General features: G+C 63.4%; 20 protein-coding genes. 8 read left to right on the top strand and 12 right to left on the bottom strand.

Annotated elements, in window-relative coordinates:
* Positions 1 to 70: 70 nt before the first annotated feature.
* The 5 genes from AC1DYQ_RS20620 to AC1DYQ_RS20640 form a co-directional block, all read right to left on the bottom strand.
* On the bottom strand, positions 71 to 1,219 hold the full coding sequence (locus AC1DYQ_RS20620) for a BMP family ABC transporter substrate-binding protein (protein ID WP_457279855.1): 1,149 nt from the start codon (positions 1,217 to 1,219) through the stop codon (positions 71 to 73).
* Between the two features lie 100 nt (positions 1,220 to 1,319).
* Entirely contained in the window at positions 1,320 to 2,240 is a 921-nt protein-coding gene (locus AC1DYQ_RS20625) for an ABC transporter permease (protein ID WP_477673529.1), read from the bottom strand.
* Positions 2,240 to 3,349, bottom strand: a complete 1,110-nt coding sequence (locus AC1DYQ_RS20630; RefSeq protein WP_477688362.1) for an ABC transporter permease — start codon at positions 3,347 to 3,349, stop codon at positions 2,240 to 2,242. The genes AC1DYQ_RS20625 and AC1DYQ_RS20630 overlap by 1 nt, the downstream gene beginning before the upstream one ends.
* Positions 3,346 to 4,929, bottom strand: coding sequence for an ABC transporter ATP-binding protein (locus tag AC1DYQ_RS20635; protein WP_477688363.1), 1,584 nt, complete (start codon positions 4,927 to 4,929; stop codon positions 3,346 to 3,348). The genes AC1DYQ_RS20630 and AC1DYQ_RS20635 overlap by 4 nt, the downstream gene beginning before the upstream one ends.
* Positions 4,930 to 5,005: 76 nt before the next feature.
* Positions 5,006 to 5,938: a LysR family transcriptional regulator gene (locus tag AC1DYQ_RS20640; RefSeq protein WP_477688364.1), complete on the bottom strand. Its 933-nt coding sequence runs from the start codon at positions 5,936 to 5,938 to the stop codon at positions 5,006 to 5,008.
* A gap of 70 nt (positions 5,939 to 6,008) precedes the next feature.
* Here AC1DYQ_RS20640 and xdhA point away from each other — a divergent pair, with 70 nt between their 5' ends.
* The gene (gene xdhA / locus AC1DYQ_RS20645; protein WP_477688365.1) at positions 6,009 to 7,595 is read left to right on the top strand and encodes a xanthine dehydrogenase small subunit; all 1,587 of its coding nucleotides are present in this window, start codon (positions 6,009 to 6,011) and stop codon (positions 7,593 to 7,595) included.
* Positions 7,596 to 7,675: 80 nt separating this feature from the next.
* The gene (gene xdhB, locus AC1DYQ_RS20650) at positions 7,676 to 10,006 is read left to right on the top strand and encodes a xanthine dehydrogenase molybdopterin binding subunit (RefSeq protein WP_477688411.1); all 2,331 of its coding nucleotides are present in this window, start codon (positions 7,676 to 7,678) and stop codon (positions 10,004 to 10,006) included.
* 62 nt (positions 10,007 to 10,068) lie between these two features.
* On the opposite strand, the gene AC1DYQ_RS20655 is transcribed toward xdhB, so the two are convergent.
* Together AC1DYQ_RS20655 and AC1DYQ_RS20660 are read right to left on the bottom strand one after the other, a co-directional pair.
* Positions 10,069 to 10,410, bottom strand: coding sequence for a hypothetical protein (locus tag AC1DYQ_RS20655; RefSeq protein ID WP_477668125.1), 342 nt, complete (start codon positions 10,408 to 10,410; stop codon positions 10,069 to 10,071).
* 172 nt (positions 10,411 to 10,582) lie between these two features.
* Positions 10,583 to 10,921: an antibiotic biosynthesis monooxygenase gene (locus AC1DYQ_RS20660; protein WP_477688366.1), complete on the bottom strand. Its 339-nt coding sequence runs from the start codon at positions 10,919 to 10,921 to the stop codon at positions 10,583 to 10,585.
* A 102-nt stretch (positions 10,922 to 11,023) separates the two neighbouring features.
* Between AC1DYQ_RS20660 and soxR the strand changes: the two genes are divergently transcribed.
* Positions 11,024 to 11,500, top strand: coding sequence for a redox-sensitive transcriptional activator SoxR (soxR, locus tag AC1DYQ_RS20665; RefSeq protein WP_457279847.1), 477 nt, complete (start codon positions 11,024 to 11,026; stop codon positions 11,498 to 11,500).
* Here the strand turns inward: soxR and AC1DYQ_RS20670 are convergent.
* Positions 11,497 to 12,759: an Nramp family divalent metal transporter gene (locus AC1DYQ_RS20670; protein WP_477688367.1), complete on the bottom strand. Its 1,263-nt coding sequence runs from the start codon at positions 12,757 to 12,759 to the stop codon at positions 11,497 to 11,499. The genes soxR and AC1DYQ_RS20670 overlap by 4 nt on opposite strands.
* A gap of 385 nt (positions 12,760 to 13,144) precedes the next feature.
* Here AC1DYQ_RS20670 and AC1DYQ_RS20675 point away from each other — a divergent pair, with 385 nt between their 5' ends.
* From AC1DYQ_RS20675 to AC1DYQ_RS20695, 5 genes are read left to right on the top strand one after another with little or no spacing between them, the layout of a single operon-like run.
* The gene (locus AC1DYQ_RS20675; protein WP_477688368.1) at positions 13,145 to 14,809 is read left to right on the top strand and encodes a cbb3-type cytochrome c oxidase subunit I; all 1,665 of its coding nucleotides are present in this window, start codon (positions 13,145 to 13,147) and stop codon (positions 14,807 to 14,809) included.
* Positions 14,799 to 15,401 carry a cbb3-type cytochrome c oxidase subunit II gene (locus AC1DYQ_RS20680; protein ID WP_457279844.1) on the top strand — a complete coding sequence of 201 codons (603 nt, stop codon included), beginning with the start codon at positions 14,799 to 14,801 and terminating at the stop codon, positions 15,399 to 15,401. The genes AC1DYQ_RS20675 and AC1DYQ_RS20680 overlap by 11 nt, the downstream gene beginning before the upstream one ends.
* Positions 15,402 to 15,419: 18 nt before the next feature.
* Complete coding sequence (locus AC1DYQ_RS20685) at positions 15,420 to 16,019, top strand: c-type cytochrome (RefSeq protein ID WP_457279843.1); 600 nt, start codon at positions 15,420 to 15,422, stop codon at positions 16,017 to 16,019.
* A gap of 35 nt (positions 16,020 to 16,054) precedes the next feature.
* Positions 16,055 to 16,687 carry an SCO family protein gene (locus tag AC1DYQ_RS20690; RefSeq protein ID WP_477688369.1) on the top strand — a complete coding sequence of 211 codons (633 nt, stop codon included), beginning with the start codon at positions 16,055 to 16,057 and terminating at the stop codon, positions 16,685 to 16,687.
* Positions 16,684 to 17,310 (top strand): hypothetical protein, encoded by a 627-nt coding sequence (locus AC1DYQ_RS20695; RefSeq protein ID WP_477688370.1) that lies wholly within the window; start codon positions 16,684 to 16,686, stop codon positions 17,308 to 17,310. The genes AC1DYQ_RS20690 and AC1DYQ_RS20695 overlap by 4 nt, the downstream gene beginning before the upstream one ends.
* A 26-nt stretch (positions 17,311 to 17,336) precedes the next feature.
* On the opposite strand, the gene AC1DYQ_RS20700 is transcribed toward AC1DYQ_RS20695, so the two are convergent.
* The 4 genes from AC1DYQ_RS20700 to AC1DYQ_RS20715 all read right to left on the bottom strand — a co-directional run bounded on the left by AC1DYQ_RS20700 (position 17,337) and on the right by AC1DYQ_RS20715 (position 21,346).
* Positions 17,337 to 18,293, bottom strand: a complete 957-nt coding sequence (locus AC1DYQ_RS20700) for a hypothetical protein (protein WP_477688371.1) — start codon at positions 18,291 to 18,293, stop codon at positions 17,337 to 17,339.
* Between the two features lie 120 nt (positions 18,294 to 18,413).
* Complete coding sequence (rtcA, locus tag AC1DYQ_RS20705; protein ID WP_477688372.1) at positions 18,414 to 19,472, bottom strand: RNA 3'-terminal phosphate cyclase; 1,059 nt, start codon at positions 19,470 to 19,472, stop codon at positions 18,414 to 18,416.
* A 13-nt stretch (positions 19,473 to 19,485) separates the two neighbouring features.
* Positions 19,486 to 20,127, bottom strand: coding sequence for a hypothetical protein (locus AC1DYQ_RS20710; protein WP_477688373.1), 642 nt, complete (start codon positions 20,125 to 20,127; stop codon positions 19,486 to 19,488).
* Positions 20,114 to 21,346 (bottom strand): RtcB family protein, encoded by a 1,233-nt coding sequence (locus tag AC1DYQ_RS20715; RefSeq protein WP_477688374.1) that lies wholly within the window; start codon positions 21,344 to 21,346, stop codon positions 20,114 to 20,116. The genes AC1DYQ_RS20710 and AC1DYQ_RS20715 overlap by 14 nt, the downstream gene beginning before the upstream one ends.
* Positions 21,347 to 21,359: the final 13 nt, after the last annotated feature.

A 21,359-nucleotide genomic window follows, 5' to 3' on the forward strand; every position in this document is an offset into this window, starting at 1 on the left:
TTTGAAACTACGTTGCGAGCGCTCCGGCCCGGGAACTGTTGCCCCAGGCACGGCGCTGCGTCCATTATCCTCAGTTGCCGGGAACCTTGCCTTCGACACCCTTGACATACGTCTTCAGGCCGCCGAGAAATTTGTCGTCCGCCACCACATCCTTGGCCAGCAATTCCTTGCCGGTGTTGTCGGTGATCGGGCCTTTCCAGATCGAGAAGCTGCCGTCCTTCAGGCCTGCCTTGACTTCGTCAATGCGCTTTTTGGTGTCGTCCGGCACGTCGGCGGCAATCGACACGATGTCAATCGCGCCTTCCTTGACGCCCCACCACGCAGCCGTATTGCCGGTCCACTTGCCTTCAAGGGCCTCACCCACGGACTTCACGTAATACGGGCCCCAGTTGATGATGGCCGATGCCAGGTGGGCCTTGGGGCCGTAAGCGGTCATGTCCGAATCCCAGCCGAAGGCGCGTTTGCCCATTTTTTCGGCGGTCTGCAGCACGGCGGACGAATCAGTGTTCTGGAACAGCACGTCTGCACCGCCGTTGATGAGCGCCGTGGCGGCTTCGGTTTCCTTGGGCGGGTTGAACCACTCATTGACCCAAACCACCTTGGTCTTGACCTTGGGATTGACCGACTGCGCGCCCAGCGTGAAGCTGTTGATGTTGCGCACCACCTCAGGAATCGGCACCGAGCCGACCACGCCCAGCGTGCCGGTCTTGCTCATCTTGCCCGCAATCACGCCGGCCATGTAGGCGCCTTCGTAAGTGCGGCTGTCATAGGTGCGCATGTTGGCGGCCTGCTTGTAGCCGGTGGCGTGCTCGAACTTCACGTCTTTGGTGTCGCCTGCTACCTTGAGCATGGGCTCCATGTAGCCGAAGGTGGTGCCGAAGATCAGCTTGTTGCCCTGGGCTGCCATGTCGCGGATCACACGCTCGGCGTCGGCTGACTCGGGTACTTTTTCGACAAAGCTGGTGACTACCTTGTCGCCATAGGCTTTCTCCACGGCCTTGCGGCCGTTGTCGTGCGCGAAGGTCCAGCCGCCGTCGCCCACAGGGCCGACATAGGCAAAAGCGATTTTCAGGGGCTCGACCTTGGCGGGCGCTGCCGCCGCTGGTGCGGCAGGCGCCGCTGCCGGCTCTTCCTTCTTGCCGCAGCCCATCAGGGCTGCCCCCGCCACGGCCGACAGGGCCGCCAGCTTGAGCAGGGAACGTTTTTGCAGGTCAGTCATGTGAACTCGCTTTCGTTTTTAGGAAATGACATTGAAATAAAAAGTGGAACGGAAAGGCGAAAAAAAGCAATTATGCGGCGGATCGGCCGGCAATACACCATCAGGCCCCCGGGTAAAAAGGCTTGCCGATGGAGCTGGGCATGTTGACGCGAATCCACAACGGGTTGCGCGAGATCAGGACCAGCACCACGATGGTGGACAGGTAGGGCAGCATGCTCAGGAACTGCGTGGGCATATTGACGCCCAGGCTTTGCAGGTGAAACTGCAGCATGGTCACGCCACCGAACAGGTAAGCACCCAGCAAAACCCGTGCCGGGCGCCAGGTGGCAAAGGTGGTGAGCGCCAGCGCGATCCAGCCCTTGCCGGCGATCATGCCCTCCACCCACAGCGGCGTGTAGACCACCGACACATAGGCGCCCGCCAGCCCGCACAGCGCACCGCCGGCCACCACGGCCGCCAGCCGGATGCGCCGCACCGGGTAGCCCAGCGCATGCGCCGACTCGGGGCTTTCACCCACCGAGCGCAACACCAGGCCAGCGCGCGTGCGGTACAAAAACCAGATCAACCCGGCCGTCAGCGCCATCGCGATGTAAACCATGGGGTGCTGGCGGAACAGCGCCGGGCCCACGAGCGGAATATCGGCCAGGAAGGGAATCGGGTACTGCGACTGTTCGGGCAGTTTCTCTTGCACGTATTTGATGCCGGCAAAGGCCGAAAAACCCGCGCCGAACAGGCTGAGCGCCAGGCCTGTGGCGTACTGATTGGTGTTGAGCCAGATCACCAGCACACCGAAAACCGCGGCCAGGAATGCGCCCGCCGCCATGCCGGCCGCAAAGCCCAGCCAGCTGTTGCCGGTGTGCACCACGGTGGCAAAGCCGGCAATGGCGGCGCACAGCATCATGCCTTCGGCGCCCAGGTTGACGATGCCTGCCTTCTCGTTGATCAGCAGGCCCAGGGCCGCGATGGCCAGCACGGTGCCGGCGCTCAGTGTGGCCGCGATGAGCAATGCGGTGGAGTCCATCAGTGGGCTCCTTTCACGGCGTCGGTTGAAGAAGGCATGGTTACAGGAAGGGCAACGGGCCTGGCCAGCTTGAGGCGGTATGCGATCAGCGTGTCACAGGCCAGCAGGCTGAAGAGCAGCAAGCCCTGGAACACGCCGGTGATGGATTTGGGCAGGCCCAGGCGCGACTGCGCAAGCTCACCCCCTATATAGAACATGCTCATCAGGATGGCCGAGAACACCACACCGACCGGATGCAGCCGCCCGACAAAGGCCACGATGATGGCGGCGAAGCCGTAGCCCGCCGGCACGTACGGCGTGAGCTGGCCGATGGGGCCGGCCACCTCCAGCGCGCCTGCCAGGCCCGCCGCGGCGCCCGATGTCAGCAGCGCCAGCCACAAGGCGCGGCGCGACGAGAAGCCGCCATAGCGCGCCGCCGCCGGTGCGAGGCCGCTGACCTCATGCCGGAAACCCGCGTGCGTGCGGAACATGAACAGCCACAGCCCCGCCACGCCCAGCAATGCGAGCACAATGCCGATGTTCACGCGCGAACCCTGCATGAGCCGCGGGATCTGCGTCACAGCCTCGAAGGTTTTGGTCTGCGGAAAGTTGTAGCCGTTGGGGTCTTTCCAGGGGCCGAAGACGAGGTAATTGAGCACCATGTCGGCCACATAGACCAGCATCAGGCTGACCAGGATTTCATTGGCGTTGAAACGGTCGCGCAGCAAGGCGGTGATGCCGGCCCACACCATGCCGCCCGCCAGGCCTGCCAGCAGGATGGCCGGAACGATCCAGGGACCGGTGGTTTTTTCAGCCAGCAGCGCCACGCCGCCTGCGGCGATCGCGCCCATGACGAACTGGCCTTCGGCGCCGATGTTCCAGACGTTGGAGCGAAAACACACCGCCAGCCCCAGCGCAATGATGAGCAGCGGCGTGGCCTTGACCAGCAGTTCGCCGACGGCATACGGCGACTTGATGGGCTCCCAGAAAAACACCTGCAGGCCCTTGACCGGGTCTTTGCCCAGTGCCACGAAGAGCGCTACGCCGATCAGCACGGTAATCAGCAGGGCCAGCACCGGGGAGGCATAGCTCCAGAAGGAGGACGGCTGGGGACGGATTTCGAGCTTCATGCCGAGGCCTCCGCCGTGGTGTGTGTTGTTTCTGTTGGGTGTGTGCCGGGCGCCCAGAGCCCGCTCATCCACTGCCCCACCAGTTCCACCGTGGCGTCGGCGCGAGGCAGCGAAGGCGAGAGCTGGCCCTTGGCCATCACGTACAGCCGGTCGCAGATGTCAAACAGTTCCTCGAGTTCTTCGCTCACCACCAGCACCGCACAGCCGGCATCGCGCAGCTTGAGCAGTTCGCCGCGTATCTGCGTGGCCGCGCCCACGTCAACACCCCAGGTCGGCTGCGAAACGATCAGCAGCTCAGGCCGCGCGTCAATCTCGCGGCCCATGATGAATTTCTGCAGGTTGCCGCCCGAAAGGGACTTGGCCACCGCCTGCGGCCCGCCGGACTTCACCTTGTAGTCGGCAATGATGCGGGCGGCCTGTGCCTTCAGCGCGCCACGGTCGAGCCAGCCGCCTTTGCCCACAGCTTCCTTGCGCGTGAGCAAGAGGTTGCGCGCCAGCGAAAGCGATGGCACGGCACCGCGACCCAGGCGCTCCTCAGGCACAAAATGCAGGCCCAGCGCGCGCCGCCCGCCTGGTCCGAGCTTGCCCACCAGCCGCCCCTTGACGGTGATTGCATCGCTGTCGGCGCGGGTGTCTTCGCCGGACAGCGCATAAAGCAATTCTTTCTGGCCGTTGCCCGATACACCGGCAATGCCCACAACTTCCCCGGCCCGCACCTGCAGCGCGACCTGGTGCAGGTCGACACCGAACTGGTCCTCTTTTTGCACGTCGAGCCGCTTCACGTCGAGCACCACGGCGCCGGCGCGCACTTCGCGGTGCTCCAGCGCGGGCGGCTCGGCACCAATCATCAGACGGCTCAGCGAGGCATTGGACTCCTGGCGCGGATCGCAGAAACCGGAAACCTTTCCGCCGCGCAGCACCGTGCAGGCGGTGCACAGTGCACGGATTTCATGCAGCTTGTGGCTGATGTACAAAATGCTGCAGCCTTGCGCGGCCAGTGTCCTCAGCGTGACAAAGAGGTTTTCGACCGCCTGGGGCGTCAACACCGACGTGGGTTCGTCCAGAATCAGCAGCCGCGGATGCGTGAGCAGCGCCCTGACAATCTCCACCCGCTGGCGCTCGCCGACGCTCAGGGTGTGCACGGGGCGCGTCGGGTCCAGTTGCAGGCCATAGGCCTGCGTTGTCTGCATGATGCGCTGCGAGACCTCGGTCAGCGTGAGGTGTTTGTCCAGCCCCAGCCAGACGTTTTCGGCCACCGTCAGCGTGTCGAACAGGCTGAAGTGCTGGAACACCATGCTGATGCCCAGCGCCCGCGCCTCGTGCGGGTTGTGCACAACCACCGGCTTGCCGTCCATCTCCACGCTGCCGGCGTCGGGCTTGACCGAGCCGTAGATGATCTTCATCAGGGTGGATTTGCCCGCGCCGTTTTCACCGAGCACGGCGTGGATCTCACCGGGCTGCACCGTCAGCGAAATGCCACTGTTGGCCACCACGCCCGGGTAGCTTTTGGTGATGCCGGAAAGCTGCAGCCGCGGCGGCTGGCCGGGCGGGCTGTCAGTCTGGGGCGGGGCTGCGGTCATTGTCTCTGGATATCCGGTTTTGTCTTCGATTTATAGGTAATTCTGGCTGCAGCCCATACAGGACGGGCGCAAGCAGCTATTCTTTTCGTAGCGTTGAGGCCACGGACTTGACACGTTCGCGCAGCCAGCGGGCCGAGTTGGAGGCGTGCGTGCGTTCGTGCCAGAGCTGGTAATACATCATGCGGGGAAAGGCGATCGGGGTGGGCAGTATTTTCACCGGCAGCAGGCTGGCAAAGCGTTCGCAGTACTGGCGCCCGGTGGTCATCACCAGCAAGCTTGATGCCACCATGGACGGCATAAGGCTGAAGTGCGGGCAGCGCACCGTGATGTTGCGCACCATGCCCAGGGTGTCGAGATGCTCGTCGATCACACCCTTGGCGCCGGGGTGCGTGGCGGTGGGGGCGATGTGTTCGGCTTCCAGCCAGGTCGTGGCATCCCAGCCGCGGCGCACCGCCGGGTGGTCTTTGGCGACCAGGCACACCACTTCGTCGCCGAAAAGCCGCGCCATGTGCAGGTCGTCGGGCGGTGCGGCCCAGTTGCCTATGACGATGTCGGCCTGGCCTTGCGCCAGGTGCATGCGGTAGTCGGATTCAGCGGACAGCGGGTGGATTTCAATATGGCAGAGCGGCGCCTGGGATTTGATCTGTGCCACCAGTTGCGGCAGGAAAGACGGGTCCAGGTAGTCGCTCGCCGCCAGGCGAAAGGTGGTCTCGGCGGTGGCCGGATCAAACCCCCGCGCGTCACTGAACAGCATGCCGGCCGCGCGCAAAATGCTGGCCGAGGGCTCGATCATGCGCAGGCCCGCATCCGTAGGCACCATGCCGGAGCCGGACCGCACCAGGATAGGGTCACCCGCCAGCGTGCGCAGGCGCTTGAGCGCCGCGCTGACGGCGGGCTGGTACATGCCCAGGCGGAGGGCGGCGCGTGATACGCTGCGTTCGGTAAGCACGGTATTCAAGACCCTGATGAGATGGAGGTCTATCTTGTCGAAAAGCGCCTGGTCTTTCATACCTTTTCACCCATGCGGTTGATATGCACTTTTGTATGCCGGCCGCGGCGCGACTGTTTTAACCTGAAGCATGGCTGTCCCATCTTTTTCCAGACCCATCCGCTTCGTCAGGCGGGGTGAAGTTGTTTCCGTCAGCAATGTACCACCCAGCCGCACCCTGCTGGAGCTGCTGCGCGAGGACCTGGCCTGCACCGGCACCAAGGAGGGCTGCGGCGAAGGCGACTGCGGCGCCTGCACCGTGGTGCTGGGCGAGGCGGCCGGCGGCAAGCTCGAATACCGCGCCATTAACAGCTGCATTCGCCTGGCGCATTCCATTGACGGATTGGCCGTCTGGACCGTGGAAGATATTGCCCCCACGCTTTTCACTTCGCCTTCGGCTTCGTGTAATGCGCTGCCCCCCGAGGGGGCGCTGCGCCTGCGGCCCGGCAAAGCCGGTTCCGCGGCCCCTGCTGGCGAGGGGGAAGGGGTTGAACCAGAGCTACATCCTGCCCAGCAGGCCATGGTCGACAAGCACGGCTCCCAATGCGGCTTCTGCACCCCCGGCTTTGTGATGAGCCTGTTCGGCATGTACCAAAACCACATCTGCAAGGGCGAGCCTGTCACGCGGGAGCTCGCGCAGGAAGAACTTTCGGGCAACCTCTGCCGCTGCACCGGCTACCGGCCCATCCTGGAGGCCGCACAGGCCATGGGCAGCCTGCCTCCCGTCCGGATCGACGAAGCCGGTTTGCTACAAAAACTGGAGCTGCTTGCGCCCGTCCCTATTGGGCTGCAGGCCGATTTGGCTTACACATCTCCACAAACACTGGCAGCCTTGCTGCAGGCCCGCGCCACCCACCCCGACGCCCAGCTGGTCGCCGGCTGCACCGACGTGGGATTGTGGGTGACCAAGCAGCATATGCAGTTTGGCGAAGTGCTGGATGTCACCAAAGTGCGGGAGCTGCGCCGCATTGAAGACTACCCGCATCACATCGCCATCGGCGCTGCCGTGACACTGGCCGACGCCTATGCGGCGCTGGTCAAAGACCGGCCGCAGTTGCACAACTTCGCGGCCCGCTTTGCCGGGCTGCCGGTACGCAATTCCGGCACGCTGGGCGGCAACATCGCGAACGGCTCGCCGATTGGCGACTCCATGCCCTTGCTGATTGCGCTGGGGGCCAACATCGTCCTGATGAGCGTGCGCGGCCACCGCGAAATGCCGCTGGAAGCGCTTTACACCGGCTACCGCAAGAACGTGATGGCGCCCGACGAAGTGCTTGCCTGGATCAAGGTGCCCAAGGCGCAGCCCCGGGAGGCCATGAAGGTTTACAAAATCTCGAAACGCTACGACGACGACATTTCCGCCGTCTGCCTGGCAATCAATCTGCGGATTGAAGACAACACCGTTGTCACTGCTTCCATCGGTGCGGGCGGTGTGGCCGCCACGCCGGTGCGTGCCATCCAGACCGAGGCGGCGCTGACGGAGAAACCCTGGACGCAGACCACTGTGCAGCACGCCATCGCTACGTTACGCGCCGAGTTCTCGCCCATCTCGGACATGCGCGCCTCTGCGGCCTACCGCAGTCAGGTGCTGGGCAACCTGCTCCAGCGTTACTGGCTTGAAAGCCAGGGACTGCAGCAGATCAACCTGGCGAGCTTCCGGCTGGAGGAAGCCGCATGAACGCCGCGAAAGACATCTCCGTCAGCCGCGATGCGGTGGCCGACCCGGACGTACGCGCAGCCAACGCCCGCGCTGGTGATATGCCCGCTGCGGACCTGGCGGAAAAAACGTCGCTGGCCAAAAAACCTGCAGGCACGCAGGCGGCGGGCCGCTCGACGCCCCATGAAAGCGCTCGCGCGCAAGTCGCCGGCGCCGCCACCTATGTCGACGACATTCCCGAGGTGCGCGGCACGCTGCATGCCGCGCCCATTTTGTCGACCGTGGCACACGGAAAGCTGCTGGGCGTCGACACCACTGCGGCGCTGGCCATGCCGGGCGTGCGCGATGTGATCCTGGCGCGCGACATTCCGGGCGACCCGGTGCTGGGCAATTTCTCGCACGACGAACCGGTATTTGCGCAGAGCACGGTGCAACACATCGGCCAGGTGATCGGCGTGGTGGTGGCCGACACCGTCATGCAGGCCCGCCGCGCCGCGCGCAAGGTGGTGTGCAACATCGAACCCCTGCCTGCATTGTTGACCGTGCGTGATGCACTCAAAGCTGAGAGTTATGTATTGCCGCCGGTCTTCGTCAAACGCGGCGATGCGGCAGCTGCACACAAAAAAGCTCCGCACACGCTGCACGGCACACTCGAAGTCGGCGGCCAGGAGCACTTTTACCTCGAAGGCCAGGTTGCCTACGTTGTGCCGCAGGAGCAGCAGCAATGGCTGGTGTATTCGAGCACCCAGCACCCCGGCGAAATCCAGCATTGGGTGTCGCACGCACTGGGCATTGCCAACCACGCAGTGCGCGTTGAATGCCGGCGCATGGGCGGCGGCTTTGGCGGCAAGGAAACGCAGTCAGGCCAGATGGCCGTCTGGGCCGCCATCGCTGCCCACAAACTGCATTGCCCCGTCAAGCTGCGGCTGGACCGCGACGACGACTTCATGGTCACCGGAAAACGCCACCCGTTTGCATATGAATACGACGTGGGTTTTGACGAGACCGGCCGGCTCAGCGGCCTCAAGCTCATGATGGCGGTGAACTGCGGCTTCAGCGCCGACCTGTCGGGCCCGGTGGCCGACCGCGCGGTTTTCCACGCCGACAACGCTTACTTTCTGGAGGACGTGGAGATAGCGTCCTACCGCTGCAAGACCAACACGCAAAGCAACACCGCCTTCCGCGGCTTTGGCGGTCCGCAGGGCATGATCGTGATTGAAGCCATCATGGGCGACATCGCGCGCGCGCTGGGCCTGGACCCACTGGAGGTTCGCAAACGCAACCTCTACGGCATCGGCGAGCGTGACGTCACCCACTACCAGATGAAGGTCGAGGACAACATCCTTGAGCCGCTGCTATCAAAGCTGGCGCTGTCCGCGCTTTATTCACAACGCCGTCAGAAAATTTCTGCCTGGAACACTCAAAGCCCGGTCATCAAGCGCGGCATCGCCATCACACCCGTGAAGTTCGGCATTTCGTTTACCGCCACCCTCTTCAACCAGGCCGGGGCGCTGGTGCATGTGTACACCGACGGCAGCGTACAAGTGAACCACGGCGGCACCGAAATGGGCCAGGGACTGAACACCAAGGTCGCCCAGATCGTGGCCGATGAACTGGGCGTGCCGTTCGACCAGGTGCTGGCCACCGCCAGCGACACCAGCAAGATTCCGAACGCGTCAGCCACCGCGGCCTCAGCCGGCACCGACCTGAACGCGCGCGCCGCGCAATACGCCGCCCGCAATGTGCGCGACAACCTGGCGCAATTTGTGGCCGGCCTGGACCGGTGCGGCGCGGGCGCGGTGCAGTTTGAAGGGGGCGAGGTTGTCACACCCGCAGGCGCGCGGCCTTTCACCGAAGTCGTGAAGCTGGCCTATGCCAACCGCATCCAGCTCTGGAGCGACGGCTTTTACCGCACACCCAAAATCCACTACGACAAGGCCACACTGACCGGCCGGCCGTTCTACTACTTCGCTTATGGCGCGGCCTGCACCGAAGTCGCCATCGACACCCTGACGGGCGAAAGCCGCATGCTGAAAGTCGACATCCTGCATGACGTGGGCACCAGCATCAACCCGGCCATCGACATCGGCCAGATCGAAGGCGGCTTTGTGCAGGGCATGGGCTGGCTCACCACCGAGCAACTGGTGTGGAACGACAAGGGCCTCTTGACCACGCACGCGCCCAGCACCTACAAGATTCCGGCGACAGGCGACGTGCCCGAGCATTTCAAGATCGATTTGTGGCCCGAACCGAATCGCGAAGACAACGTCTTCGGCAGCAAGGCCGTGGGCGAGCCGCCGCTGATGCTGGCGATCAGTGTGTATGAGGCTTTGCGCGATGCGGTGGGCGCGGTGAAGGCCGGGGATGAACGCGTGGTGCTGACCGCTCCGGCGACGGCTGAGAATGTGCTGAGCGCTCTTGGGCGCCGGTAATCGGCAGGTCGGATTGGGGCGGGTGCAGAGAGCCTGACCCTTCCCGGCCGCCTGCATCGCGCCTAGCTGAAGACCTTCACAACCAGGCTGATTGCCGAGGCAGCGAACAACCAGAGGACCAGCAACATGCTGCCGCCCGATACCAGACTCGTGGGAATGATAAATAGCATGGCAACGATGCTGCCCGCCGAGAAAACCAGATAGGTCATCCATAGCCCTGCTCCAGCAAGGAAAAACAGAAAAACAATTTTGGGGATGACGTCGAGGCTGCACCCGCCCCAGCACCCGGCCACGCCTGATGCCAACATAAATATCTCCAGGACGATCAGGAGAAAGCCGGCAAAGACAAGGGCGATGGCCGGTGGGCCCTCTTCTTCCGACGGTTGGCTGTTTTCGTTCTGCATGCTTATGGCCCCGATATTTGTAGTCGCGCTGATGGCGACAACAGCCATCCTATCGGAGATTAACAGGGGTACGCGGTAAGCGCGATACCCGATAGCGGCGTTCACAGGCCTACCGGCCCTCGATCTCCAGGTTGCCGCAGTATTCCATTTACGGCAGAACCCGGCCTGACGCTCAAGCCTCCCGGTACATCCCCGAGTCGCCGCGCACGCCCAGCTTCTTCCTGAACGCCTGGATGTCAAAGCCCTCGCTGACAAGCTGCTGTTGCATGACGGTCTGGGCGGCGGCCACCGCATCGGCATTGGCCCACTCGACCACGGTCACCACATCGAACTCGCTGCTGTCGCCGGTCTGGGTCAGCACATGTTTTTGCAGGCAGCCCGGCTGCTCGCCCAGCATGCGCTGGACTTGGTGAATGCGCTCGACAAAAGCGGAGATCGATTGCGAGGGCACGACGAATTTGTCGACGCGGAACACGGAGGCGGAAGCGGGGCTTGATAAATCGCTGGACATGAAAACAACTCCTTTGAAATAAGCGGGCCGGATTGGCCTGAAAAATGAGGAGTCTTAAACCTCAAGTAAAGTTTAGGTCAAGCATTTTTTTCAAGGAAATCCATGGGCACGGAACTGGAACAGGCCGGCATCTTTCCCACACTCTCGGTCGGCGACATGGCACGCCGCAGCGGCGTGGCGGTGTCCACCCTGCACTTTTATGAGAAAAAAGGGCTGATCAGCAGCACCCGCACCGAAGGCAACCAGCGTCGCTACGCACGCGAGATGCTGCGTCGCGTGGCTTTTGTGCGTGTGGCGCAGCGGGTGGGCATTGCGCTGGCCGACATCGAGGCAGCCTTGGCCACCCTGCCCGCGAAGGCGGCCCCCAGCCGCGCGGACTGGGCCCGACTGTCGGCAGCCTGGCGCGCCGACCTCGATGAACGCATGGCCCAGCTCAAGAAACTGCGCGACACGCTGGACGACTGCATAGGCTGCGGCTGCCTGTCGATTGACAAATGCCGGCTGCGCAACCCTTATGACCAGCTCGCCGGGCAGGGCGCGGGGCCGCAGCGTTTGTGGGTTCGTCGCCGGGAAGCCTAGAACAAGGGGCGGATCAGATCCAGCAGCATCATCGCCACCGCAAACCCCATCACGACCACACCGCCCCAGCCAAACCACGTGGTCTTGAAACCGGAGGTGAAATTGCCCATTACCGATTTCCGGCTGGCCAGCAGCATCAGACCCGCCATGATGGGCACGGCCACCACGCCGTTGATCACGGCGCTCCAGTACAGCGCCTTCATCGGGTCGATGCTGGTGAAGTCCATGCCGGTGCCCACCACGGTGGCGACGACGATGATGGCGTAAAAGCGCTTGGCCTCGTACCAGTGGCGCTCCAGACCCTCGGGCCAGCCGAAGGCTTCGGCCACCGCATAGGCGGCCGATGAGGCCAGCACCGGCACGGCCAGCAAACCGGTGGCGATGATGCCGCCGGCAAACAGCGCAAAGGCAAAATCGCCGGCCAGCGGCCGCAAAGCCTGCGCCGCCTGCGCGGCTGATGTCACATCATGGATACCGGCCGCATACAGCACCGCACCGCCCAGCACCATGATGAAAAAGGCGATGGCATTAGAGAAAAACATGCCGATGTAGGTGTCGCGCTTGACGCGGCGCAGGTCGCGGCGGATCTTCTTTTCGGCGCCCAGTACCCCGCCCTTCAAGCGCAGCTCTTCGACCTCCTGCGAGGCCTGCCAGAAAAACAGGTAAGGCGAAATCGTGGTGCCCAGCAGCGCGACGATCATCATCCAGTAGCCCGAGGTCCATTGCAGTTTGGGAACGACCAGGTCATGCAGCACCTGGGCCCACTGCACCTGCACCAGGAACACGGCGATCACATAGGCAAAGAGAAAGAGCGTGAGCCATTTCAAAATGGGTGCGAGCTTGCGGTAAGGCACAAACACCTGCAGCAGCACGGTGATGATGCCGAAGGCCACCGCATGAAAGTGGTCGCCGCCGCCCACAGCCAGCTGCAGCGCCTCGCCCATGGCGGCAATGTCGGCGGCGATGTTGATGGTGTTGGCAATGACCAGCAAAAACACCATGCTCATCAGGAAGGCGCGCGGCGTGTGCTCGCGCAGGTTGGCCGCCACACCCTTGCCGGTGACGCGACCTATGCGGGCGCTGACCAGCTGGATGGCGATCATGAAGGGCAGTGACAAAAACACCGTCCACAGCAGCCCGGTGCCGAACTGCGCCCCCGCCTGCGTGTAGGTGGCGATACCGGAAGGGTCGTCATCGGCAGCGCCGGTGACTACACCTGGGCCGACATGGCGCAGGAAAGAGGGGATGCGGTTCAACATGGCCGCGAGGCTAACACGGCTTGATGAGGCCTGGCTTAAGCCATATCAACATATCGATTCAGGCTACAGACCAATGCAGGCGAGCGCAAGCAGCTATAAAAACAGTAGCAGATGACTGGAATACAGCCTGGCGTCCAGGCCGGCAGCCATCAAAGGCGTAGTATGGAACACCTGCGGCAAGTTCTCGCGGCCCCACCCGCCCGGCGCCAGGCAGCAGATGGCGTCTGCGGGGTTTTCACACCGGAGAAATCATGACAGTTGCACCATGCACAAGCGGCGGACCGACGCAACCCTCCAGACGGCCGGCAACGCTTTTTCTGGAAACCCGGAGCGCGGGCAATGAGAACCCGGCGATGCCGCGCGCGTTGCCTGCGGGAGCTGCATGATGGACAGCGCCGCCCTCAGCCTTCTGGGTGCCTTCCTGTTGTCCATCATCGGACTCTTTGTCTTTATCTGGTCGCTGCGCAAAGGGCTACTGCAAGAAAACCCTGTCGCGGCTTCCGTCATCTTCGCGCACGGCGAGATCGGCCAGGTCGACGACCCCGCGCTACAGGACGTGGCGCAGGCGTCGATGCAGAAGGCCGTGAAGGAAGGCGGCATCAAGACGCACGCCGCCGATGCCGCCGAGCTGCTGGACCGCATCACGTCCGACCGCTCCACCGCGTTTCCGGTGTTCATGTTCATCACCTTTGCCTGCCTGTGGCTCATCGTGGGCTCGATGGCGGGGCTGGTGTCGTCCATCAAGCTGCATGAGCCCGACTGGCTCACCGACTATGCCTGGCTGACCTTCGGCCGGATACGCACCGTGCACCTGACCGGTGTGCTCTACGGCTGGATCACCAATGCCGCGCTGGGAATGATCGTGTGGCTGCTACCGCGGCTGCTGCGCACCCGGCTCTACGGCGCCATCTGGGTCATGCTGGGCGGGGCGCTCATCAACATGGGCATCGCCGGCGGCATAGGCGCCATCGCGACCGGCTGGAACGACGGCATGGAATACCTGGAAATTCCGTGGCAGATCGCGATCTTCATGTTCGCCGGCTTTGCCCTTGTCATCCTGCCGGTGCTGTTCACGCTGGTCAACCGCAAGGTCTCGCACCTGTATGTCAGCGTCTGGTACATGACGGCGGCGCTGCTGTGGATTGCCCTGCTCTTCCTGGTCGGCAAGATGCCCGGCGTGCATACCGGCGTGCAACAGGCCACCACCAACTGGTGGTACGGGCACAACGTGCTGGGCCTGTGGTTCACGCCCGTGAGCGTAGGCGCCATCTATTACTTCTTGCCCAAAATCATCGGCCGGCCGATACGCTCCTACAACCTCTCGCTGCTGGGCTTCTGGACGCTGGCATTTTTCTACGGGCAGGTCGGCGGCCACCACCTCATCGGCGGCCCGGTGCCCGGCTGGCTCATCACGCTGTCGATCGTGCAGAGCGTCATGATGGTGATTCCGGTGATCGCCTTCAGCATCAACATGGGCGCCACGCTGCAGGGGCGCATGCACCTGGCGCGTTATTCGCCGACGCTGCGCTTCATGATGTTCGGCGGGCTGATGTACCTGGCCTCGTCGCTGCAGGGCTCGCTGGAGGCGCTGCGCAGCGTCAACCAGATCACCCACTTCACCCATTTCACGGTGGCCCATGCGCACCTGGGCGCCTATGCCTTCGTCACCATGGTGCTGTTCGGCGCCATCTATTTCATGATGCCCCGGGTGCTGAACTGGGAGTGGCCGTACCCGAAACTGATCACCCTGCATTTCTGGCTGGCGGCCGTCGGGGTGACGATATATTTTGTCGGGCTCACCATCGGCGGCTGGCTTCAAGGTGTGGCGATGCTGGATGCCGCCCAGCCCTTCATGGCTTCCGTCGAGCTGACCCTGCCCTACCTGAAATGGCGATCCGTGGGCGGCGGCCTGATGGTACTCAGCCATCTGGTGTTCGTCGGCCATTTCCTGGCCATGGCGCTTCGTTTCGGGCCGGGCCGCGCGGGCGCCGCCCTCTTCTGGCCCAACGACGCACGCAGCGTTGAAATGGGAGCCGCTCATGGAAAATGAAGTCAAGCTGGCATCGGGCGCCATGGTGGCCCTGGGCATCGCCACGGCGGCCCTGGTGGTGATGCCCTACATGCAGGTACGCGACATCAAGCCGCCGCCGGAGCTGAAAAACTACACCAGCGCCCAACTCCGCGGGCGCGAGGTCTACATTGCCAATGGCTGCGTTTATTGCCACAGCCAGCAGCCGCGTGACCGGAACTTCGGCCCCGACGCGGAGCGCGGCTGGGGCCGGGCCTCGGTGCCGGGCGATTATTTCTATGACAGGCCGCATTTGCTGGGCAGCATGCGCACCGGGCCGGACCTCTTCAACATCGGGGCGCGCCAGCCGAGCAAGGACTGGCACCTGGGCCACCTGTACCAGCCGCGCGCCTATGTGCCCGGCTCCATCATGCCGTCCTACCCTTACCTCTTCACGGTGAAAGACGCCAAAGACGCTGAAAGCGAGGGCGAGCAGCCGCTGGCCCTGCCACCCGCCTACGGGCCGAACATCGGCCAGGTGGTCGTGCCTTCGCCGCAGGCGCTGGACTTGGTCAAGTACCTGCAGGGCCTGAACCACACCTACCCGGTGCTGCCACCCGCCCCCAAGCCCTGAGCCACACAAGGTCATCCCATGTTGAACGACAAGACATCTGAAAGCCGGGCCCAGGAGCGGGAACAGGCCGAGCCTTCCGAAAAAAGCCAGCCCATCCCGCTGATCTTCCTGGTCGGGGCATTGGCCCTGGTGCTGTGGGGCGCGGGCTACATCGTGCTGTCCGGCTCCTTCGGCCGCGCCGACCTGGGTGACAAGCGCACTCTGGCGGACCTCTCGGGCCCCGCACCAGGCGCTGCGGCCAACGGCAAACAGCTGTTCACCGCCAACTGCGTGGCCTGCCACCAGGCCACCGGCAAAGGGCTGCCCGGCGTGTTTCCACCGCTGGACGGCTCCGAATGGGTCACCGGCGACGAGCGCACCGTGGCCAACATCCTGCTGCACGGCGTCACGGGCGAGATCACCGTCATGGGCAACACCTTCAAGGGCGCCATGCCGGCGTTCGCGCAGCTCAGCGATGCCGAACTGGCCGCGGTGGCGAGCTACGTCCGCGCCGAATGGTCCAACAAGGCGGGGGCCGTCAAGCCCGAGCTGTTTGAAGCCGAACGCAAGGCCGGCACGCGCACCACACCGTTCAACGGCGCTGCCGAGCTCAAGGCGCTGGCGGCCAAAAGCTCCTGAGCTGAAGGGGCAGCTAGCGTGATGGGCCAGCCCTGATGCTTCGCACCGCGTTGCTCAGCGTCATGCTGGCCCTGGCAGGTTATGCCGCTGCCGCGTGGCTGACGCACGACTTTCAGGTCTGGACCGCCGAGGGCGCCCGTCGGCTCGAAGTTGCGCTGCGACCTGTCGCAACCCCCGCAGTCAACGTCGATGGGCCCGGCATCGCCCCTCAGGCACTGTCGCAGCGGCTCGCCGACGGACAGTCCGTCACGCTGGTGGATTTCGTCTATACACGTTGCCAGACCGTCTGCCTGGCGATGGGCAGCAGCTTCCAGCAAATGCAGCAGATATTGCAGGCGAGGCAGGAGCGCGGCGGCAGGGTCAAGCTACTGTCAATCAGCTTCGATGGGCGTCACGACAGCCCCGCCGTGCTGCAGGCCTATGCAGCGCGATTGAGCGCCGACCCGGCGCTATGGCGCTTTGTGCGTGTGCAGGACCCGCGGGACACCCAGCGCCTGCTGGCCGATTTCCAGGTCGTGGTGGTTCCTGATGGCCGCGGCGATTTTGAACACAACGCGGCGCTGCTGGTCATCGACCAGAAAGGCCGGCTGGTTCGCATTTTTGACTACGCGGAACAGCAGCTCGCGCTCGACTATGCGCAGCACCTTGCGCAGGCGGCTCCGCCATGAAGAGGCTGGCGCCTCCCTCGCGCGGCACCCTGGCGGTTATGGCTGTCGCCCTGCTTTGCCTGCTGGCCTTGCCCGGCCTGCGGCATGGGCTGGAAGCCAGCATGACACTTCATATGCTGGTGCAGTATCCCCTGCTGGCGCTCGCCGGCTATCTGCTCGCCGCAGCACTGCCGGGACGCTGGCTGGCACGCCTGGGGCTGTGGAATGCCCACGGCATCAGCGGTTTGTTCGCTGCCGCGATGATGCTCGCGATCCTGATGATCCCCCGCGTACTGGACCTGGCGCTGGTGGACGGCCGCATCGAAATCCTGAAATGCCTGGCCCTGCTGGCCTGCGGCGCCGCCGGGCGCCTGTCCTGGCAAGCGGCGGGCCTGCTGGTGCAGGGTTTCTTTCTGGGCAATGTGCTGCCGATGATGGCGGTCGTGGGCAACCTGTATGAAACTTCGCCGGTACGGGTCTGCAACGCCTACCTGCTGGACGACCAGGCCCGGCTGGGGCAGATGCTGGTCTGGATTGCAGCGGCGATTGCCGGTGCATGGTTCGCCTGGCTGGTCCGTGCTTTGATGCAAAGAGACGCTGCCATGCTGCCTGACGATGCAGCAACGAAACCCACGGCACGCTGACACCACTCATGTCGCCGGGGCGCCACTCACATGGCAAGGTTCAGATCCACCTCCACGCCTGCCCGCTTCATTTCACGTGCCAGCAGCAGCCGCCACAGGCCTGCCTCGTCGATCGAAATGCTTGTGGCGCCCTTCAGGACATCCGGCAAGGCGTCGTCTTCGGACAGCAGGCAGGCTATGCGGTTGCGGCCAAGTGCGGCCAGCATGAATCCAATGGCCAGCATGGCCGCGGGCGCATCGGACTTGTTGCCCGGCAGGAGCAGCAAAAATGCCACATTGCGCAGCCCCTCCAGCTGATCAATGGAGACGGCGTCGAGGATTGCCGCCTCCAGGCCCAGCTGCTCCACGAACTCGCACGCATCGCCTACGGCATCACCGCCCAGGCCCAGGATAGCCACGCGGGTACCGGACACGGCTTGCGGCGCGGTGGTGGAAGAGGAAGGGAGATCGGTCTTGGACATGGGCATCCTCGGTGGAATGGAAGGTGAAGGTGTGGAGATCTGCTCCGGTTCCGGTTCCGGTTCCGGCTCCGGCTCCGGCTCCGGTGCTGGTGCTGGTGGGGGCGGCGGCACTGGTTTCGCCTCCGCAACCGGCTCAACTATCGGCGCCGCAGTGCCATTGAGGTAGTCGCTCAGCAGCTTCTTGGCCGCATTCACACGCATGATGGCCAGATCGATCCCTTGCCTGACTTTTTGCTGGCGTTCGTCTTCCGTGAAGCGGTCGCCGAAAGTCTTGTCCAGCAGAAAATCCTGTATCGCGACGGCAAACTGCCGGTATTCGGGCGTGCCCACCCCAAAGCTGTCGGCCAGGGTGGTGTTGACTTTCTTTTGCAGGGACTCCACGCTCGAATCCCAGCCGGTTTGCGTCACCGATATTTTGAAGGCCCGCAGAATCTTGATCTGCCGGTTGACCTTTTCGATCGCGTTCTCGACCTGGGCTCTATCGAGGGCGCCGGATGGTAGTGTATTTTTGCCGTTGGACATGCGGGTTCCTCATGCGACCAGCCCATACTGTAAGGCTTCTCTGGTCCCGGACTCAACACCAGCAACGTCCCGCAGCTTTCCATACTGGCATGCATCGGCCAGGAATGACCCGGCCATTCATCACATCTGCAGCGAAATCACCGTTCCGCCACCGCATGGCTCGCATGAGAACTTCACAGGCAGGAAGGCTTCGATGGTCCGCGCATTGGTGCGGGTGTGCTCGGTCAGCTCCGTCGCCCAATAGCGACCCATCCGTCCCTGCAGGCCCGCCAGTGCCAGGGGAATCATCAGCTGGTCCGCCAGGTGCGGGCCTACCGGCGCCTCGTGTGCCTGGTAATCCTTCACTTCCTGCAGCACACGGCGGGCAACCTGCTCGGCACTCACGCTCTTTTCGCCATAGGCCGCAAAGACCTCGGTGATGTGCTCATAGCGCAGGACAGCCAGTAGCGCATTGCCTGGCCCTTCGTTACTGCGCAGCCCGCGGTCGCGCAGGCAGCCTTCTTCCCAACCCAGCCCCTTGCGCAGCACGTCCAGCTCACGCTCAGCCACGCCTCTGGGCAGGCCAGCGTGCAGGCATTCGGCATAAGCCTCCAGCAACGCGCCGCGCTCCATGAGGTGAATGGCCGAAAAGCCCTGCGCGGGCGGGTTCAGGCGCACGCGCGCCTCCCCGCCTCCCGCCGGGTAGAAACCGTGGCGGCGCAGTTCAATGTCAAACAGCGCCTCGCCGCTGCCGGCGAAATAAGGCGCCAGCGCGGTCAGAAAGGAACACGACGGCGCCATTGGGTTGTGCGTGCCGCCGCTGAGCAGCAGCGTCGAAGCCGCCTTGGCCTGGAGCAGCGGCCACAGCACGGTTTGCAGCACCAGCATGCAGCTGCCCGCCGAGCCGACCGCAAACTCGTAGTCGCCCGCGCACACCTCACCGGGCGTGAACAGCAACGTGGTTTCGCCAATCTGCACGGCCTGGCCGGTAGCATTGACGGCAGAAGTCTGGTCCACACCGCCGCCCACAGCCACAGCCGCGTTCACGCAAGCCAGGTGCTGGCGCATCAAGCCGGGCTTGGGCCGCTTCGCACGGATGTTGTTCATGCGAAACGGCTTGCCCGTCACCAAGCTGAGGGCCAGCGCGGTGCGCAAAATCTGTCCGCCACCCTCGCCTTGCGAGCCGTCGAGTTCAATCATTTTTCTTCTTTCATTAGTCACTCGTGCTGGCGGCCAGCACACCCAATGTCCGGGTCACAGGGTTCCACACCGTCAGGCACCAAATGCCCCACCACTCTTTTCCCGCTTCAAAATAGTTACTCCATTCGCTGCGCGATGGTTCAAGATCAGGATCACCAACCCAGTCGATCACCTCAGGAAGATGGCCCGGGATCAAACCTAAAATTTGACACCACTGATCAAACAGCGCCTTCGCGTCAGCATCTTTCATGAAACCGTAGGGTGGGTCACTAAAACTCAAAAACAAACAAGGCGCACCGGCTGGATGCGCCGCGCAGGAAAAGAGGTCCCGTACTTTTTCCACCGGCAAAATTTCCGGACTCGCAGCGGCACAGTCGTAGTCGAGCTGATGAAAATTCGACGCACTAAATTGCGGAAATTTTTTGATGGCCTCCTGGTGGTTTACCAACCATTGCTCCCGTACGTCCGCGAACAGCAGCTCCAGCGCGCACCGATGCAGCGCCGCAGAAGGATCAATGCCTTTCTCCAGCGTGTAAACAGCAAAATCAAATACGCAACCAGCTTCGGCAAGTTTTTCCCGAAGCGCCGTCAGGGCAGGACCGGACAATGCCTGCAGAGCCTTGTCCTTTTGACCCCCTCCCTCATCCTTTGACACAAACCACCTGCTTGAGCGTGTAAACCACTTCCACCAGGTCGCTCTGCGCCAGCATCACGGCATCGATGTCCTTGTAGGCCATCGGAATCTCGTCGATCACGTCGGCGTCCTTGCGGCACTCAACACCTTCGGTGGCCTTGATCTGGTCGTCCACCGTGAACTGCTTCTTGGCCTGGGTGCGGCTCATGGTGCGACCCGCTCCGTGGCTGCAACTCATGAAGCTGTCAGGGTTGCCCTTGCCGCGCACGATGAAGCTCTTGGCGCCCATGCTGCCGGGAATGATCCCGAGCTCTCCCGCCTTGGCGCTCACGGCGCCCTTGCGGGTCACAAACACTTCCTGCCCAAAGTGCGTTTCTTTCTGCACATAGTTGTGGTGGCAGTTCACCGCCTCCAGGTGCGTCTCAAACGGCTTGCTGATCACCTTGCGCAGCGCGCCGATGGCGGCCTGCATCATCACCTCGCGGTTCAGGCGCGCGAACTTCTGCGCCCAGCCTACGCCGCGCACATAGTCGCCGAAGTACTGCGAACCTTCTTCAAGGTAGGCCAGGTCCTTGTCCGGCAGGTTGCGCTGGTGCAGCTCGGCGTCTTTCTTCGCGAGCTCAATGAAGTGCGTACCGATGGCGTTACCCACCCCGCGCGAACCGCTGTGCAGCATGATCCAGACCCCGCCGCCTTCGTCGAGGCACACCTCCACGAAGTGGTTGCCGCCGCCCAGGGTTCCCATGTGACGGTGGTTATTGGTGTTTTTCAGGCGCGGGTAGTCCAGGCAGATTGCCTCGAACTCATCGACCAGCTGGCCCCAGGCGGCATCGGCCGCGCTGGGCGGGTTCGTCCAGGCGCCGACTTCGCGCACCGAGCCGTTGCGGCGATACGTCTTGGGCGCGGAGCCGTGCGGCACGGCTTTTTCGATCTCCGAGCGTAGCGGACCGAGGTTGTCAGGCAGGTCTTCGGCGCGCAGCGTGGTCTTGCAGGCCATCATGCCGCAGCCGATATCCACACCGACGGCCGCCGGAATGATCGCCTTGAAGGTCGGGATCACGCTGCCGATGGTTGCGCCCAGACCGTAGTGCACGTCGGGCATCACGGCCACGTGCTTGAACACGATGGGCAGTCGTGCGGAATTCTCCAGCTGCTTGAGTGCCTGCGCTTCCACCGGCACGCCGTTAGTCCACATCTTTACCGGCACACCGCCGGGAACTTCGTGTTGTTGGTAGTTCATCGTTTTTCTTCTT

The organism is Polaromonas sp. P1_F4, from assembly GCF_056405675.1.